17 protein-coding genes and 1 tRNA gene are annotated in these 17,070 nt (G+C 59.1%); 10 read left to right on the top strand and 8 right to left on the bottom strand.

The window, feature by feature from the left end:
- Position 1 precedes the first annotated feature (1 nt).
- Positions 2–961: a MucB/RseB C-terminal domain-containing protein gene (locus AC1RJ3_RS03865; protein ID WP_054596108.1), complete on the top strand. Its 960-nt coding sequence runs from the start codon at positions 2–4 to the stop codon at positions 959–961.
- Between the two features lie 248 nt (positions 962–1,209).
- The gene (locus AC1RJ3_RS03860) at positions 1,210–2,637 is read left to right on the top strand and encodes a DegQ family serine endoprotease (protein ID WP_054596109.1); all 1,428 of its coding nucleotides are present in this window, start codon (positions 1,210–1,212) and stop codon (positions 2,635–2,637) included.
- Positions 2,638–2,701: 64 nt separating this feature from the next.
- Here the strand turns inward: AC1RJ3_RS03860 and AC1RJ3_RS03855 are convergent, their stop codons facing one another.
- The gene (locus tag AC1RJ3_RS03855; RefSeq protein WP_103319989.1) at positions 2,702–4,135 is read right to left on the bottom strand and encodes a M48 family metalloprotease; all 1,434 of its coding nucleotides are present in this window, start codon (positions 4,133–4,135) and stop codon (positions 2,702–2,704) included.
- 97 nt (positions 4,136–4,232) lie between these two features.
- On the opposite strand from AC1RJ3_RS03855, the gene AC1RJ3_RS03850 reads away from it, so the two are divergent.
- Positions 4,233–4,472 (top strand): sulfurtransferase TusA family protein, encoded by a 240-nt coding sequence (locus AC1RJ3_RS03850; protein ID WP_054596111.1) that lies wholly within the window; start codon positions 4,233–4,235, stop codon positions 4,470–4,472.
- A 31-nt stretch (positions 4,473–4,503) separates the two neighbouring features.
- Positions 4,504–5,574, top strand: coding sequence for an AI-2E family transporter (locus tag AC1RJ3_RS03845; RefSeq protein WP_347929226.1), 1,071 nt, complete (start codon positions 4,504–4,506; stop codon positions 5,572–5,574).
- A gap of 107 nt (positions 5,575–5,681) precedes the next feature.
- On the opposite strand, the gene AC1RJ3_RS03840 is transcribed toward AC1RJ3_RS03845, so the two are convergent.
- Both AC1RJ3_RS03840 and AC1RJ3_RS03835 read right to left on the bottom strand, forming a co-directional pair.
- The gene (locus AC1RJ3_RS03840) at positions 5,682–6,155 is read right to left on the bottom strand and encodes a peroxiredoxin (protein ID WP_054596113.1); all 474 of its coding nucleotides are present in this window, start codon (positions 6,153–6,155) and stop codon (positions 5,682–5,684) included.
- A gap of 10 nt (positions 6,156–6,165) precedes the next feature.
- Positions 6,166–6,726 (bottom strand): glycine cleavage system transcriptional repressor, encoded by a 561-nt coding sequence (locus AC1RJ3_RS03835; protein WP_019692529.1) that lies wholly within the window; start codon positions 6,724–6,726, stop codon positions 6,166–6,168.
- 329 nt (positions 6,727–7,055) lie between these two features.
- Here AC1RJ3_RS03835 and dapA point away from each other — a divergent pair, with 329 nt between their 5' ends.
- The 5 genes from dapA to AC1RJ3_RS03810 all read left to right on the top strand — a co-directional run bounded on the left by dapA (position 7,056) and on the right by AC1RJ3_RS03810 (position 10,743).
- Positions 7,056–7,934, top strand: a complete 879-nt coding sequence (gene dapA / locus AC1RJ3_RS03830) for a 4-hydroxy-tetrahydrodipicolinate synthase (protein WP_054596114.1) — start codon at positions 7,056–7,058, stop codon at positions 7,932–7,934.
- A gap of 17 nt (positions 7,935–7,951) precedes the next feature.
- A complete protein-coding gene (gene bamC, locus AC1RJ3_RS03825; RefSeq protein WP_493077533.1) occupies positions 7,952–9,067 on the top strand; it encodes an NlpB/DapX family lipoprotein in 1,116 nt (371 codons plus the stop codon).
- Positions 9,068–9,071: 4 nt separating this feature from the next.
- Complete coding sequence (locus AC1RJ3_RS03820; protein ID WP_054596116.1) at positions 9,072–9,830, top strand: MBL fold metallo-hydrolase; 759 nt, start codon at positions 9,072–9,074, stop codon at positions 9,828–9,830.
- A 28-nt stretch (positions 9,831–9,858) separates the two neighbouring features.
- On the top strand, positions 9,859–10,569 hold the full coding sequence (gene purC, locus AC1RJ3_RS03815) for a phosphoribosylaminoimidazolesuccinocarboxamide synthase (protein WP_019692525.1): 711 nt from the start codon (positions 9,859–9,861) through the stop codon (positions 10,567–10,569).
- A gap of 84 nt (positions 10,570–10,653) precedes the next feature.
- Positions 10,654–10,743 (top strand) — tRNA-Ser (locus tag AC1RJ3_RS03810).
- Between the two features lie 85 nt (positions 10,744–10,828).
- Here the strand turns inward: AC1RJ3_RS03810 and AC1RJ3_RS03805 are convergent.
- Complete coding sequence (locus AC1RJ3_RS03805; RefSeq protein ID WP_493077530.1) at positions 10,829–12,046, bottom strand: multidrug effflux MFS transporter; 1,218 nt, start codon at positions 12,044–12,046, stop codon at positions 10,829–10,831.
- A gap of 189 nt (positions 12,047–12,235) precedes the next feature.
- On the opposite strand from AC1RJ3_RS03805, the gene pdxR reads away from it, so the two are divergent.
- Entirely contained in the window at positions 12,236–13,789 is a 1,554-nt protein-coding gene (gene pdxR, locus AC1RJ3_RS03800) for a MocR-like pyridoxine biosynthesis transcription factor PdxR (RefSeq protein WP_493077528.1), read from the top strand.
- A gap of 103 nt (positions 13,790–13,892) precedes the next feature.
- Here the strand turns inward: pdxR and AC1RJ3_RS03795 are convergent, their stop codons facing one another.
- The 4 genes from AC1RJ3_RS03795 to AC1RJ3_RS03780 all read right to left on the bottom strand — a co-directional run bounded on the left by AC1RJ3_RS03795 (position 13,893) and on the right by AC1RJ3_RS03780 (position 17,010).
- Entirely contained in the window at positions 13,893–14,684 is a 792-nt protein-coding gene (locus tag AC1RJ3_RS03795) for an ABC transporter ATP-binding protein (RefSeq protein WP_103316191.1), read from the bottom strand.
- An 18-nt stretch (positions 14,685–14,702) separates the two neighbouring features.
- The gene (locus AC1RJ3_RS03790) at positions 14,703–15,440 is read right to left on the bottom strand and encodes an ABC transporter permease (RefSeq protein WP_054596119.1); all 738 of its coding nucleotides are present in this window, start codon (positions 15,438–15,440) and stop codon (positions 14,703–14,705) included.
- A 21-nt stretch (positions 15,441–15,461) separates the two neighbouring features.
- Positions 15,462–16,178 (bottom strand): ABC transporter permease, encoded by a 717-nt coding sequence (locus tag AC1RJ3_RS03785; protein WP_054596120.1) that lies wholly within the window; start codon positions 16,176–16,178, stop codon positions 15,462–15,464.
- A gap of 67 nt (positions 16,179–16,245) precedes the next feature.
- Positions 16,246–17,010 carry a transporter substrate-binding domain-containing protein gene (locus tag AC1RJ3_RS03780; RefSeq protein WP_102667258.1) on the bottom strand — a complete coding sequence of 255 codons (765 nt, stop codon included), beginning with the start codon at positions 17,008–17,010 and terminating at the stop codon, positions 16,246–16,248.
- Positions 17,011–17,070 lie beyond the last annotated feature (60 nt).

Raw genomic sequence — 17,070 nt, 5'->3', positions numbered from 1 at the left:
CATGCGCGCCATCCCTCTACTTACGCTGCTGGTGACTGGCTGGTTTGTTGTTCCAGCCTATGCCGATGAGGCTCAGGACTGGTTGACCCGCCTGAGCCAAGCCGAACAACAGCAAAGTTTCCAAGGCACTTTCGTCTACGAGCGTAACGGTAGTTTTTCTACCCACAACATCTGGCATCGTGTCCAGGATGGCAAAGTCCGCGAGCGTTTACTTCAGCTTGACGGTTCTGCTCAGGAAGTCGTACGCATTGATGGGCATACTCAATGCGTCAGCGGCAGCCTGGTGGCGGGGCTGGGGGATACTCCCGACTCTTCTGCTCGTGCGCTCGATCCTCAAAAGCTCAAGAATTGGTACGATCTTGCCGTCATCGGCAAGTCGCGCGTGGCTGGGCGCCCGGCGGTCATCGTTTCATTGACGCCGCGTGATCAGCATCGTTATGGCTTTGAATTGCACCTGGACCGCGAAACCGGCTTGCCGTTGAAGTCATTGCTGTTGAATGACAAGGGGCAGTTGCTGGAGCGTTTCCAGTTTACTCGACTGGATACGGCTGACATGCCGACTGAGCGTGATCTGCAAGCCACTTCCGAGTGCAAGGCTGTGACGCTCGACAGCGACAAGGCATTAGCGGTGAAAACCGCTCAGGTATGGCATTCCGACTGGTTGCCACCTGGCTTCGAGCTCAGCAGCAGTAGTGCACGCCAGGATCCGCAGACCAAGGTCCAGATCAGCAGCTTGATGTATGACGATGGCCTGGCGCGTTTTTCGGTGTTCCTCGAGCCACTGAATGGCGCGGTGGTTACCGATACACGTACTCAGTTAGGCCCGACCGTTGCGGTTTCGCGACGTCTGACCACGCCTGAAGGCGAGATGATGGTCACCGTAGTCGGCGAAATTCCGATCGGCACCGCTGAGCGCATTGCACTCTCCATGCGTGCCAATACCACTGCGGCCAAGCAGTGAGCTGATCCGGTGATGCTCATCGGACAGTCGGTTGGTTGTGAAAGAGGTCAGCAATTGTCCACTGCACAATTGAGATGTTGAAATGTTTGGTGAGCATTTCCATTTGCAAAATCCCCAAAAATTTTCTATAGGTCAGAGCCCCACGGCTCTGGCCTTGTTTGTTGTTCCCGGAACAAAAGTACCGGTGTATGTTTCCCGGTATTCCTTGCTCCATATCGCTTAACCATGCTCGTCGTAACGGGAGCCGTATGTCGATACCACGTTTGAAATCCTACCTCTCCATTTTTGCCGCTGTATTGGTACTCGGTCAGGCCGTCAGTGCCCAGGCGGCCGAGCTGCCTGACTTCACGCAGCTGGTCGAGCAAGCCTCGCCTGCGGTGGTGAACATCAGTACCACGCAGAAATTGCCGGACCGTAAGGTCTCCAATCAGGATCTTCCGGATCTGGAAGGCCTGCCGCCGGCGCTGCGCGAGTTTCTTGAGCGTGGCATGCCGCCACAGCAGCGTGCGCCTCGTGGTCGCCAGCGTGAAGCGCAATCCCTGGGTTCGGGGTTCATCATCTCGCCTGATGGCTACATTCTGACCAACAACCATGTGATCGCCGATGCAGATGAAATCATCGTGCGTCTTGCCGATCGCAGTGAGCTGAAAGCCAAGTTGATCGGCACTGACCCACGTTCCGATGTGGCGTTGCTGAAGGTCGAGGGCAAAGGTCTGCCGGTGCTCAAATTGGGTAAATCCCAGGATCTGAAAGCCGGGCAGTGGGTTGTTGCCATCGGTTCGCCGTTTGGCTTTGACCACACGGTGACCCAAGGCATCGTCAGTGCCATTGGCCGCAGCCTGCCGAACGAAAACTATGTGCCGTTCATCCAGACGGATGTCCCGATCAATCCGGGTAACTCGGGTGGTCCGTTGTTCAACCTCGCGGGCGAAGTGGTAGGGATCAACTCGCAAATCTACACCCGTTCCGGTGGTTTCATGGGGGTGTCGTTTGCGATCCCGATCGATGTCGCCATGGATGTTTCCAATCAGCTGAAAAGCGGTGGCAAAGTCAGCCGAGGCTGGTTGGGTGTGGTCATTCAGGAAGTGAGCAAGGATCTCGCCGAGTCCTTTGGTCTGGAGAAACCGGCCGGTGCGCTGGTGGCGCAGATCCAGGAGGGTGGTCCGGCTGCCAAGGGTGGTTTGCAGGTCGGTGACGTGATCCTGAGCATGAACGGTCAGCCGATCATCATGTCAGCGGATCTGCCGCATCTGGTAGGTGCGCTCAAGGCGGGCGAGAAAGCCAAGCTTGAAGTGATTCGTGACGGCAAGCGTAAAAATGTCGATCTGACGGTTGGTGCGATTCCAGAGGAAGGCAAAGAGCTCGATGCCCTTGCCAAGCCTGGTGTCGAGCGCAGCAGCAATCGACTGGGTGTATCTGTGGCCGATTTGAGCGATGAGCAGAAGAAAGCCTTCGATCTCAAAGGCGGCGTGGTGATCAAGGATGTTCAGGAAGGTCCTGCCGCCCTGATCGGCCTGCAGCCGGGCGACGTGATTACTCATTTGAACAATCAGGCGATTGGTTCTGCCAAGGAGTTCACGGAAATCGCCCAAGCGCTGCCAAAGAACCGCTCTGTATCGATGCGGGTCTTGCGTCAGGGGCGTGCCAGCTTCATTACCTTCAAACTGGTCGAGTAAGCCGGTTAGTCACTGAATAAAAAAACGCCTCGAAAGAGGCGTTTTTTTATGGGGCAAAGAAACCTCAGCCCATCATGTCCTTGACCAGGCGCTCTTGCTCCATCAGCTCCCGTTGACGCGCATCGATGCGTGACGACAGTGGGAAGTTGGTGCCCGCGCGACGTTTGGCGAAGTCCAGTTGCTGGATCGCCTGGCGGTAGTCGCCGATCAGTGCGAAGTACTCGGCGCGGGCTTGATGCAGGCCAATGATGTTGCCGGACTGGCCACGAGTCTCGGCCACCATGTACCAGACGTCCGGATCGTTCGGGCGGTTCTTGAGCAAGGCTTCAAGGGCTTTCTCGGCGTCAGCCGGGCGGTTCTGCTTGAGCAGCAAGTCGACCCGCACCTGATTCAGCGGATAGTTGCGCGGGTACTGCACGAGCATCCGGTCGACCCGCGTCTGTGCATCCGGCAGGCGACTGTTGGCGATGTCCAGATCGACTTGCGCCAGGTTGTAGATGATTTCGTCAGGCGACTTGGCCAGCAACTGCTTGAGGTTCTCACGGGCGTCGTTGAACAGGCTGCCCTTGATCTGGGCGATGGCCAGGCCGTAGCGTGCTACGTCGCTTTTCGGGTTTTCATCGAGTTGGGCGCGAAAGCGTTTAGCGGCAAGACCCGGACTGTCTTCGTAGAATAACTGGACGCGCGCGCGAATCAGTTGATACGTCAGGCTGTCTTCCTTGCCGCCCGGTTTGAACTGCTCGGCGCGGTTGCGGGTGTCGGCGATCCGCGATTCGGTGACCGGGTGAGTCAGCAGGAATTCGGGCGGTTTGGCATTGAAACGGTACTGGCGCATCAGACGTTCGAACATGGTCGGCATCGAGCGCGGGTCGTAACCGGCTTTCTCGAGGTTGAGCATGCCGATACGGTCGGCTTCCTGCTCCTTCTCCCGGGAGAAGCGTAGTTGCTCCTGAATGGCCGCTGCCTGGGTGCTGGCGATGGCGGCGATACCAGCGTCTCCGGCGCCAGCCGCGGCCACGATGATCCCGCCGAGTAGGGCCGCCATCATCGGGATTTGCATACGTTGCGAAGCTTCGACGCCGCGCGCAAAGTGGCGTTGCGACACGTGTGCCAATTCATGGGCGAGTACCGAAGCGTATTCGCTTTCGGTCTGGGCATTCAGAAACAGGCCGCCGTTGACTCCGACAATCCCGCCGGGTGCGGCGAAGGCGTTGAGTTGCGGGCTGTTGATCAGAATGAACTCCAGGCGCCGGTCATTCACCTGGCTGGTTTCCACCAGTTTATAGACACTGGTTTCGACGTAATCCTTGAGCAGTGGGTCGTTGAGTTGTGACACCTGGCTGCGCAGCATCGCCAGCCATGCGCGGCCCAACTGGTATTCCTGCTGTGGCGATACGATGGCAGAACTGGCATCGCCAAGTGACGGCAGGTCGTCGGCAAAGCCCGGTGAGGCTAGCAGGCAAGCGAGCGTCAGCAGGGTGGGGCGCAGAAAAGTCATGCATGAAGCCTTAGTCGACAAAGACCTTACTGTAGCCGGACACATGCGTTGCGACCAGATATTCTAGATCACTCAATCACCTATCCGGAGTGAAGCAATGACCGACGCTGTAGAGCATGACGCCGAACTGGACGCCAGCGGGTTGAACTGTCCATTACCGTTGCTCAAGGCCAAGCTGGAACTCAATCGCCTGCCCAGCGGCGCGGTACTCAAGGTCATCGCTACCGATGCCGGCTCGCAACGCGACTTTCGCACCTTTGCCCGTTTGGCCGGTCATACGCTGCTTCATGAAGAAGACGAAGCTGGCGTTTATCGCTACTGGCTGAAAAAAGCCTGAATTTTGCGGCGTTCGTTGTTAAGGAATATCGATGTTCAAAGTGTTACGCGACTGGATTCAGCGCTACTTCTCCGATGAGGAGGCCGTGGTCCTGGCCGTACTGCTCTTTCTAGCCTTCACCGCGGTCCTGACTCTGGGTGGAATGCTCGCGCCAGTATTGGCGGGAATGGTGCTGGCGTATCTGATGCAAGGTCTGGTCAGCACCCTTGAACGCCTGCATTTGCCAGGTGCTGCCGCGGTGGGGCTGGTGTTCGCGTTGTTCATGGGCATGTTGCTGCTATTTCTGGTCGTGGTGCTGCCGTTGCTTTGGCATCAACTGATTGCCTTGTTCAACGAACTGCCGGGCATGCTCGCCAAATGGCAGTCGTTGCTGCTGTTGCTGCCCAAGCGCTATCCGCATCTGGTGTCCGATCAACAGGTGCTGCAGGCCATCGAGGTGGCGCGTGGCGAGATTGGCAAGTTCGGTCAGTGGGCGTTGACGTTCTCGCTGTCCAGCTTGCCACTGCTGGTGAACATCATGATCTATCTGGTGCTGGTGCCGATCCTGGTGTTTTTCTTCCTCAAGGACCGGGTGATGATCGGCCAGTGGGTCCGCGGGTATTTGCCGCGTGAGCGTGCACTGATCACCCGCGTTGCCGAAGAAATGAACCGGCAGATCGCCAATTACATTCGCGGCAAGGTCATGGAAATGGTCATTTGCGGCGGGGTGACCTACATCGGCTTCGTTACCCTGGGGCTCAACTACGCCGCGCTGCTGGCGCTGTTGGTCGGTGTTTCAGTGGTGGTGCCGTATGTCGGGGCTGTGGTGGTGACCGTGCCGGTGCTGCTGATTGCATTGTTCCAGTGGGGCTGGAGCGATCAGTTCATCTACTTGATGGCGGTCTACGGGATCATTCAGGTGCTGGACGGCAATGTGCTGGTGCCGCTGCTGTTTTCGGGGGCGGTCAATCTGCACCCGGTGGCGATCATTTGCGCAGTGCTGCTGTTCGGCGGGCTGTGGGGGTTCTGGGGCGTGTTTTTCGCGATTCCGCTGGCTACCCTGTTCAAGGCAGTGCTGGATGCCTGGCCGCGCAAGGAGCCGATAGTCGCGCCGTTGTTGTAATTACCGCTGACCTGCAGGAGCAAGGCTTGCCCGCGATGACGGTGTACCTGACACACCGCGTTATCGTTCATCGCTAGCAAGCTCTGCTCCTGCAGAACGTAAATAACTCAGGCTTTGTTCAAGGCTTGGGCCGCAGCCAATACCGCATCAACATGCCCTGGCACTTTCACACCACGCCATTCCTGACGCAGCACGCCATTCTTGTCGATCAGGAAAGTGCTGCGATCAACCCCCATGTATTCCTTGCCATAGAGCTTTTTCAGCTTGATCACGTCGAACAGCTGACAGATGGTTTCGTCCTTGTCGCTGATCAGCTCGAACGGGAACTCCTGTTTGCACTTGAAGTTCTCGTGGGATTTCAGGCTGTCACGCGATACGCCGAACACTTCGGTGTTGGCCGCGGTGAACTGCGCATACTGGTCGCGAAAGCCCTGACCTTCGGTGGTGCAACCCGGCGTGCTGTCCTTGGGATAGAAGTAGATCACCACTTGCTTGCCCTTGAGGGCCGCGAGGCTGACGGTTTGCCCGCTGGTGGCAGGCGCTTCGAAATCGGCGACAGGTTGGTCGATAGCAACGGCCATGGGAGCTTCCTTACATTGGGTTCTGTGGGCGCCACGGTTCGATCAGCGCGTCCAGGTTCAGCGCGTCGGCAAAATCCAGGAACTGATCGCGCAGCCAGCTGATCTGCACGCCCGCCGGTAGCGTCACGGTAAATGTGGCGTTGAGCATGGTGCCGCCGGTTTGCGGTGCCTGATACGTGTCGCAGGTCAGGTTTTCCAGCTCGACGTTGTGGTCCATGAAGAACTGGCACAGCTCGTTGATGATGTCCGAGCGGTAAGCCGAACTGACATAGGCGACATACGGCAGGGCCTGTGGACGGTTTTCCAGCGCCGCGCTGCGCACCACGTTGACCGTGAAGGCGTGCTTTTTGGCGAGGCTCGACAGGCTGCCTTCAAGGCGCGCCAGCGCGTCCCAGCTACCGGAAATCTCGAGGACCAACGCACTGCACTCGCCATGACGGGTCAGGCGAGAGGTGACCACGGCACAGCGGTTTTCATGGCTGGCGCGGCACAGGACGTTAGTCAGCTCCATGGGGTTGGCGCCAAGGGCACTGATGACAAGGAATTGTTCGCGAACTGTGGGGGTGGACATGCAGCATTCCTAAAGCGATGAGCGGTCGGTACTTATCAAGGGCCGATTCGTCGGGGTGGGCGTCCGGATGCGAAATCAAAAAGCCCGAGCCAGATGGTTGCGACGAGCTCCAGTGAGGCGAGATCGGGTAGGCGGCAACGCAGGATCGGGGCTTGTGAGGCCGAAAGTGGAGGCTGGAACCCGGCGTACGAGCCTGTCGGTACTGATCAAAGTCTGAAGGGTAGCGAAAACCGGCGCTTAGGGGAATGGCGCGAGCGCAGTACTTCGCTTGTACAAGCATCTTGGCGCCAGTACCATTACCGTTCTCTTTTTCCGGCAGGAGCGGTTGCATGATTGCGGGCAGTATGGTGGCACTGGTCACACCCATGGATGCACAGGGTCGTCTTGACTGGGACAGCCTGAGCAAACTGGTGGACTTTCACCTGCAAAACGGCACCCACGCCATTGTGGCGGTCGGCACCACAGGTGAGTCTGCGACCCTTGACGTGAACGAACACATCGAAGTGATTCGTCGCGTGGTCAAGCAGGTCAACGGTCGTATTCCGGTAATCGCCGGTACAGGCGCCAATTCGACGCGCGAAGCGATCGAACTGACCACCAATGCGAAGACCGCCGGCGCCGATGCGTGCCTGCTGGTAACGCCGTACTACAACAAGCCGACGCAAGAAGGCCTGTACCTGCACTTCAAGACCATCGCCGAAGCTGTCGACATCCCGCAGATCCTCTACAACGTGCCGGGTCGTACCGCGTGCGACATGCAGGCCGAGACGGTCATCCGCCTGTCGACCGTGAAGAACATCATCGGCATCAAGGAAGCCACGGGCGATCTTTCGCGCGCCAAGGCCATCCTCGACGGTGTCAGCAAGGACTTCCTGGTGATTTCCGGTGACGACGCCACCGCAGTCGAGCTGATCCTGCTGGGCGGCAAAGGCAATATCTCGGTGACCGCCAACGTTGCGCCGCGTGACATGAGCGATCTGTGCATCGCCGCCTTGAACGGTGATGCCGTGAAAGCCCGCGCGATCCACGAAAAGCTGATGCCGCTCAATAAAACCCTGTTTATCGAATCCAACCCTATCCCCGTGAAATGGGCGCTGCATGAAATGGGCTTGATGCCGGACGGTATCCGTCTGCCGCTCACCTGGCTCAGCGAAGCCTGTCACGAACCGCTGCGACAGGCCATGCGCCAGTCCGGCGTATTGGTTTAATTGAGGAAGTACAACGCATGAAGCGAATGGCCGGACTTTCCGCACTTGCCTTGATTATCTCCAGCACCAGTGGCTGTGGATGGATTTGGGGCCCGGAAGGTTACTTCCGTGACCGTGGTAGCGATTACCTGGAAGCGCAACAGACTGCACCGATGCAACTGCCGCCGGATGTCCATACCTCCAAGCGCCTGGACCCGTTGCTGCCGATTCCGCGCAACGTCTCCGATGACACGTTCAAGGGCGAATACGTCGTTCCTCGTCCGCAGCCGTTGTCGGCGATTGCCGATGCCAGCGATTACAGCCTGCAAAAAAGCGGCGATACGCGTTGGGTCATGGCCCAGCATCCACCGGCTGAAGTCTGGCCAGTGGCTGTGCAGTTCTTCCAGGACAACGGCTTCCGTCTGGATCAACAGCGTCCGCAAACCGGCGAGTTCACCACGGCCTGGCAGCGTCCTGACGAGCTTTCCGCGACGATGGCCAAGCGCCTGAGCAGCACTGGCGTCGGTTCTGACAGCCAGACTCGGGTGCGGGTGCGCATCGAGCCAGGCGTGCAGCGCAACACCAGTGAAGTCTATGTGGTCAGTGCCGAGCGTCCTGCCGGTAGCACCGCCGATGTCGCGTTCACCAACCGTTCGGTCAACACTGGCCTGGACGCTGCGCTGATCGACGACATGCTCGCCAGCATGAGCCGCACGTCGGAGAAGGGCGGTTCGGTCTCGATGCTCGCCTCGCGTGATTTCGATACGCCAAACCGTGTCAGCCTGACTGAAGACGGCAGCGGTAACCCGGTGCTCAACGTCGGTACCGACCTTGACCGTGCCTGGTCGAGCGTAGGGCGCGCGCTGGAAAAGGGTGAATGGCGCGTTGAAGACATCAACCGCAGCCTGGGCCTGTACTACATCAACCTTTCCGAAAAAGCCGAGAAGAAAGACCAGAAGCCAGGTTTCTTCAGCAACCTGTTCGGCAGTGCGCCGAGCAAGGAAGAAGTTGAAGCCCGCGCCGAGCGTTATCAGGTTCGTCTGAGCAAGGTTGGCGAGAACGTACAAGTGACCGTCGAGAAGAACATCAACACCGTTGCGCCGGCTGAAGTGGCGCGCAAAGTGTTGGGCGTGATTCAGGACAACCTGGGCTGATCAGATGCGTTTCGCCGTTCTCGGCAGTGGTAGCCAAGGGAATGGCACGCTGATAGCCAGTGATGACACGTACGTCCTGGTCGATTGTGGTTTCTCCTTGCGTGAAACCGAAAAACGCCTGCTGCGCCTGGGTGTAAGCCCGACGCAGTTGAGCGCGATACTGGTGACCCACGAACATGCCGACCACGTGCATGGCGTGGGTTTGCTGTCTCGGCGCTACAATCTTCCTGTCTACCTGAGTCGTGGCACCCTGCGCGGGATGCGCAAACCGGTTGAACCGGCAGGCTTTATCGCCGGTGGTGAGCAGTTGCAGATCGGCGGGCTGAGTATCGGCGTCATTGCCGTGGCCCACGATGCGCAGGAACCGACGCAGTACGTCTTCAGTGACGGTTCGCGGCGTTTCGGCCTGCTGACCGACCTCGGTTCGTATTGCGCCACGGTGCTGGATGGTTATCGGGATCTCGATGCATTGATGATCGAATCCAATCACTGCCGCGACCTGCTGGCCCGCGGTCACTACCCGTACTTTCTCAAGCAGCGGGTAGGCGGTGAACTGGGACATTTGAACAACCATCAGGCCGCAAGCCTGGTGGCCGAGTTGGGCTGGCAGGACCTGCAACACCTGGTACTGGCCCATCTGAGCAGCAAGAACAACCTGCCGCAGCTGGCCCGGCAATGTTTTGTCGACACCCTTGGGTGCGACCCGGACTGGCTGCAATTGGCCGATCAAGATTCAGGGCTCGACTGGCGACATATCGCCTAGCCCATCTACTTAGCAAGCGGAGCCCATCATGGAAAAACGTGAAGAACTCTACCGCGGCAAAGCCAAATCGGTTTACAAGACCGATGACGCTGACCGCTTGATCCTGCTGTTTCGCAACGACACCTCGGCGTTCGACGGCAAGCGCATCGAGCAGCTCGACCGCAAAGGCATGGTGAACAACAAGTTCAACGCCTTCATCATGCAGAAACTCGAAGAAGCCGGCGTGCCGACCCAATTCGACAAACTGCTGGGCGACAACGAGTGCCTGGTGAAGAAGCTCGACATGATCCCGGTCGAGTGCGTCGTGCGTAACTACGCCGCCGGCAGCCTGGTCAAGCGTCTGGGTGTCGAAGAGGGCATGAAGCTCAACCCTTACACCTTCGAACTGTTCCTGAAGGACGACGCCAAGGGCGACCCGTTCATCAACGAATCCCACGTCGTGGCATTCGGTTGGGGCAAGGCCGAGCAACTGGTTCGCATGAAAGAACTGTCGCTCAAGGTCAACGAAGTCCTGAGCAAACTGTTCGACGATGCCGGCCTGCTGCTGGTCGACTTCAAGCTTGAATTCGGCGTGTTCCACGGTGAAATCGTCCTCGGCGACGAGTTCAGCCCGGACGGCTGCCGCCTGTGGGACAAGGCCACCGGCAAGAAAATGGACAAGGACCGCTTCCGTCAGGGCCTCGGTGACGTCATCGAAGCCTACGAAGAAGTCGCCAAGCGCCTCGGCGTACCGCTGTAATCGACGCAAGCATCTGATAGCACGGAAAAAATTTCACTCAGGGGGTTCGCTTCCGCTGAATGTGCTGTTATGATGCGCGCCGTTGGAGAGATGCCAGAGTGGCCGAATGGGACGGATTCGAAATCCGTTGTACCTTCACCGGTACCTAGGGTTCGAATCCCTATCTCTCCGCCATTACATAGAAAAAGCCCCCGTAGCTGAAAAGTTACGGGGGCTTTTTCGTTTCTGGCGTTTTGTTTGCCACATGTCCAGCGCCGCTTCAGCGTTCGCCCAGCGCCTCTTCCTGCGGGGCAGTCTCTGTTTTGAACAGCAGCCAGACCAGGCAGAAGCTGATGCTGAAGATCGAGGTCATGATCATCATCGGGTAGACGCTGCCATCCGAAAGTTTGCCGGTGACGAAGCCGCACACCGCGGTCATGGCCATCTGGATAAAGAAAAACAGCCCTGAAGCGGTGCCGGCTATGGCCGAGAAGGGTTGCAGTACCGCCAGTTGGCAGGCGGGGATGGCGATACCCACCGAGAGCATGATCAGCAGCATCGGGCAGACGATCGACAGCAGCGCCTCGGGCCAGAGCCGGGTGGCCATGATCAGTAGCAACGAGCCCACCAGATTCAGGGCGATGGCGTAGCTGATCAGGGTATCGGTATCGTGTCTGACGGACAGGCGGCGGAACAGATTGGAGCCCAGCACATAACCGGCCACGGTGACGGCGAACACTTGGGCATATTCCATCGAGGACAGGCGCAGGGTTCGTTGCAGCAGGGTCGAGGACTCGGCGATAAACGGAAAATAAGTGCAGTACACGCAGCCTATGGCCAGGGAGTAGCGCAGGAAATAGCGGTCGCGCAGCAGTCGTGCGTAAATGCGCAGGGTGCCTTGCTGGCGCGTATCGGGCTGGGCGGACGGACGGGTTTCCGGCAGCAGCAGGCTGATCAGGGTCAGCGTTAGCGCAGCAATCACGCTCAGGATGGCAAACACTCCACGCCAGCCGAAGGCGGTTTCGATAAGGCTGCCGATCATCGGGGCCACCATCGGCGAAATGGCCATGCCCATGGAGATCCGGCTGAGCAGGCGGGTCTGTTCATGGCGGTCGAAACGGTCGCGGACCATGACCCTGCCGATCACCGTGCCGCAGCAGCCACCGAGGGCCTGGAGCATCCGGGCGACGATCAGCACCTCGACATCGCGGGCGAGCGCGCACATCAGGGTTGCCATCAGGTACAGCGCCGTGCCGCCGATCAGCACTGGCCGCCGGCCAAAACGATCGCAGAGCGGGCCGCCAATCAGCATCGAAAAGGCGTACCCGACCATGTACAGGGTGAGGGTCAGTTGCAGTTGGGCATCGCTGGCACGCAGGGCATCGGCCATTGCCGGCAATGAGGGCAGGTAGATGTCGATGGTGACGCGTGGCAGGCAGACGACCACCAGCAACAGCGCGGACCAGATCCAGGGTGCCAGGTTAGATTTTACAGGCATGGGTTATTCCGTAGGGGCGAGCATGACATCCAGTGGCAAGTCAGGCTCGGGCCGCCAATGGTTGCGAGGGTGAATTCGGGGAGGGTGTAGAAGCCATTGCGTTCTTGGGTATCCGTTACAGGACCGTGACGTTAAGTGCTTTGTGGTTTAATTCCGAGAGCCATTAATTAGTATTTCGACTGGACCACTATGAGCCGAGGAAAGGTTTCCGTTCCCCTGGATCTGCCCCAGCCCGGCAGCCTGAGCGATGGCAGCCGGGTGTTGACCAAACAGGAAAGCGCCTATGAGGCATTGCGCGGCGCGATCCTGGAAAAACTCCTGCCCGCCGGTAGCCAGTTGCCTTCTACGCGAACCCTGGCGCAGCGCTGGTCGCTGTCCCGGGGGACCGTGGAAATGGTCTTCGACCGCTTGCGCAGCGAAGGTTATGTGACCCGGGTGTCGGGCTCGGGGACTCGGGTCAGTGCGGTGGTCCCCGATCTCTTTATTCGCGCGCCGCAGGCCCGGGCGGCTCTCCAGGCACGGGAGCAGCAGACGCCAGCAGCACCGCCGCCGGCGCTGGAGATCGCGGTCAGGGTAGGGCAGCCTTTCGTGGCGCGCCTGGCGGACCCGGCGCTGTTCCCCATTCGCGTGTGGTCGCGGGCGGTTGCCAAGGCCATGGCCGAGGCCTCGGCGCAGTTGCTCTGTTCGCCAGACCCCGGCGGCATGCTGGCCCTGCGCGAACAGATTGCCGATTACCTGGCCAAGTACCGTGGCATCCGCTGCAAGCCTGATGACCTGATCGTGACCACGGGCATTCGCCACTCCCTGGACCTGGTGGCCCGCAGCGTGGTGACGCAGGGTGACAAGGTGTGTGTCGAAGATCCGGGTTACCTGTCGGCGAAAAGGATCTTTTCCATGGCTGGAGCGCGGCTGGTGTATATCCCGGTCCTCGAAGATGGTATCGACGATGGGACACTGCGCGAGCACGGCGATGCCCGGTTGGTTTATGTCACGCCCGCGCACCAGTCGCCGCTCGGAGTGACCCTCTCGGTGTCGCGGCGCCTGGCCCTGCTGGACTGGGCCAGCCGGACCGATGCCTGGGTGGTGGAGGACGACTACGACAGCGAATTCAACTACAACAGCGCGCCACTGGCAGCCCTCAAGTCCCTGGACCGCGATGACCGGGTGATCTACTGCGGCAGCTTCAACAAGACCTTGTTCGCCGGGCTGCGCGTCGGTTTCATGCTGGTTCCCGGGGCGTTGCGCAATCGCCTGCTGGCAACCCTGCAGACCACCGGCCGCTCCGTTGGGGTCACCGAGCAGGCTGCGCTGGCGGAATACATGAGGAGCGGGGCGTTCGTGCGTTACCTGCGCTCGGCGCGCCAGGCCTATCAGGAACGCCGTGACGCGTTGCTGGCCTGTCTGGCGGAACAGGCGCCGGGAGGTTATTCGGTTTCCGGGCAACATGCCGGTCTGCACTTCGTCCTGGAATTGCCTGCGGGCAGTGACGAATCCGACTTCTGTCGCCGTGCCAGCGCCATCGGACTGGCCTTGCAACCAGTCAGCGAATTCTGTCAGGAGGTGCGACGGCCGGCGGCGGTGATGATCGGGTTCACGGCCCTGAGCCTGTCGCAGATCCGCTTTAGTGGCCGCAAGCTCGGACAGTTGCTGGCCGGGCAGGCGGTTCTTCTCGCATCAGGCTCAGGCGTCGTCGATTCTGGCTGCCGGCGCGCTACTGAAGACTTCCAGCGCTCCGGCGTATGACATATCAGGCTGTACGCAATACATGAAAGCCCCGTAGCTGAACACACTACGGGGCTTTTTCGTTTTTGGGTTTATGGCTTGGCGCGCGCTCCGCGGGCCGTGCTTATTCGGCGCTTCTCTCATGATGGCTGGAGACGAATTGCCGAAAGCGTTCGGTGGGCAAGCCTTCGAATAGTTCCGTCGGTGTACCCTGCACATCGATGAGGCCGCCATGCATGAACACCACCCGATTTGACACGTGTCGGGCAAAGCCCATTTCGTGCGTGACCACCAGCATGGTGCGGCCTTCTTCAGCCAGAGAGCGCATTACGCGCAACACCTCTCCAACCAGTTCAGGGTCAAGTGCCGAGGTTGGTTCGTCGAACAACATGACCTGTGGATTCATTGCCAGTGCGCGGGCTATCGCTACGCGTTGCTGCTGGCCACCGGACAGGTGCGCCGGGTAATAGTCGCGGCGATCGTACAGGCCGACCTTGTGCAGCAGGGCTTCTGCTTCCTCAACGCATTCGGCACGGGAACGTTTGAGAACCCGCATCGGGCCTTCGATGACGTTTTGCAGCACCGTCATGTGCGACCAGAGGTTGAAGCTCTGGAACACCATACCCAGGCAGCTGCGCATGCGCTCGACCTGGCGGCTGTTGCTCGGTGTCTGGCGGCCGTCGGCATGCTGCTTCATTTCGATCACTTCACCATTGACGCTGATGATGCCTTGATCGGGTGTTTCCAGGAGGTTGATGCAACGCAGGAAGGTACTTTTACCTGATCCACTTGCACCGAGGATCGAGATCACATCGCCCTTGTGGGCTTCCAGGGAAATGCCCTTGAGGACATGTGCGTTGCCGAAGGACTTCTGAATATTAGTTACCGACAAGGCTGAAGCGGGCTGAGTGCTCATGGCATGCTCCGTATCAAATCAGGAATGGGAAGGCAGCGAGGGGCTGGCTTTTTTGATGGCGTCAACTGGCCGCTCACGCAAGTGCGGCGAGAGGCGATACTCGAGCCAGGCGACAGCGCGGACGACCAGGAAATTCAGCACCAGATAGATCAGGGCTGCGCAAATGAACACTTCCATCGTGCGATAGGTACGCTGGATGATCTGTTGCGCGACGCCAGTGACGTCCCACACAGTCACCAGGCTAGCCAGAGCCGTGGACTTGACCAGCAAAATGGCTTCCGTGGAGTAGGCCGGCAGGGCCTGACGCAGGGTGACCGGAGCAATGATCCGGAGTAGCAGTTCCCAAGGCGACATGCCCACGGCCTTGCCCGCCTCGATCTGTCCCTGTGGCACGCTAAGCAGCCCACCGCGAATAATTTCGGCGGTGTAACCGGCGGTACACAAGGCCAGTGAAAGCACCGCACAGCCATAGGGTGATTTGAGCAGTACCCAGGCGAAGCTATCGCGAATGGCCGGGAACTGGCCCAACCCGTAGTAAATCAGGAACATTTGAATCAGCAGCGGCGTACCGCGAAACAACATGATGTAGAACCGCGCCGGATAGCTGAAAAACCACCAGCGGCTGACCCGCAGGCTGACAATGCCGACAGACAGGGTAAGGCCGATCACCAATGAGCTGAAAAACAGCGTCAGCGTTGTGGGCAGCGCTGCCAAAAGCTTGAGCATGGTGTCAGCGAGGAACGGAAAATCGATCATACGTAGCGCTCCCGACTCGAACTAGACTGGACTGCGCTGCCGCGTGCGACGCACACGAGCCTCAGCCATATTGAAAAGCCGACCGGACAAGCCGGTTAGAATGAGGTACACGGCGCCCCCGATGATGTAGAACGTGAAATATTGACGAGTGGAACCGGCCGCAACCTGGCTGGCACGCATCAATTCCACCAGGCCGATGACCGAAATCAGCGCCGAGTCTTTCAGGCTCATTTGCCAGACATTTCCCAGGCCGGGCAGCGCAAATCGCAGCACCTGGGGGACCAGAATCCGTTTGAAACGCATCGCGCGGGACATGCCTATGGCCAGGCCGGCTTCCAGTTCGCCTCGCGATACCGCGAGAAAAGCGCCACGGTAGACTTCAGCCTGATAGGAGCCGGAAATCAGCCCGACTGCCAACGCGCCGACCAGAAAAGGTGGCACGTCGATGTAGCCTTCACCCCCGAACCAGTGGCCAACCGCCGTCACCACACTGGCTCCGCCAAAGTAGAACAGGTAGATCACCAGCAACTCGGGGATCCCCCTGAACAGTATCGAATACAGATCCCCCAGCCAGCGCAAACTGCGTCGACGGGATAGCTTGGCAGCCGCGACCAGGCTGCCAAATACCGCACCCACCAGCAGCGCTGCCAGGGTCAATATCACGGTCATGCCCGCTGCCTTGAGCAGCGCCATTCCCCAGCCTGAGTCACCAAAACTGAGTAGCTGCAAGAGGTTCATAGAGGCTCCCATTCTTGAGAAGGTTTAAGCAGCCCGGCAGCCTTAACGGTGCCGGGCAATTCAGGGGTCAAGACTTAGGTGTGAGGTCTACTTTGAACCACTTCTCGCTAAGTGTCTTGATCGTGCCGTCAGCCATGGCTTCCTTGAGAGCTGCGTCGAACTTGGCTTTGAGCTCAGGGTCTGTCTGGCGGAAGCCTAGAGCTTCCCCTTCACCCCAGATCGGGCCTTTGATGACCGGGCCGGTAAAGGCCAGCGGTTTGTTTTCCGGCTTGTCCATCACCGAATTGAAAAAGGTCACGTCATCGAATGCGACGTCAATGCGGCCGGCCAGCAGGTCGAGAATGGCTTCGGCCGAGCTGCCGTATTCACGAATGGTCGCCACATCCTTGAAGTTCTGATCAATGAATGACGTGTAAATGGTGCCGGAGGCGATACCAATGGTCTTGCCCTTGAGTGCCTTGCGCAGCTCTTCAACGCCGGCGCGTACTTCCTTGGCATCGGTACCCAGAGTGATGGCGGCTTCGGCACCGGTTTTGCCCGGCAACAGATCGGCTTTCAGCGCAACGAAACTGGCAGGTGTCTGGGCGTAGGGAATCGAAAAGGCCATTACCTTTTGGCGCTCTTCGTTGATGACAATGGCGTCCATCAGCATGTCGAATTTACCGGCATTGAGGCTGGCGATCATCCCGTCCCAGTTCTGTACGACAATGTTGCACTTGAGCTTCATGCGCGGACAGATGATATCCATCAGCTCCGGTTCGAAGCCGCCAATTTTTCCGCCTGGCAGAGTCACGTTCCAGGGCTCATAGGCGCCCTCGGTTGCAATATTCACCGAAGTCCATTCTTTGGCCTGCAGTGCCGGAGCACAGGCGAGAACCATTGCACTGAGCGC

Source organism: Pseudomonas sp. GW822-FHT04C11 (genome assembly GCF_058800905.1).
The sequence above is the reverse complement of the archived record's forward strand: the minus strand, read 5'-3'. Positions and strand labels throughout refer to the sequence as shown.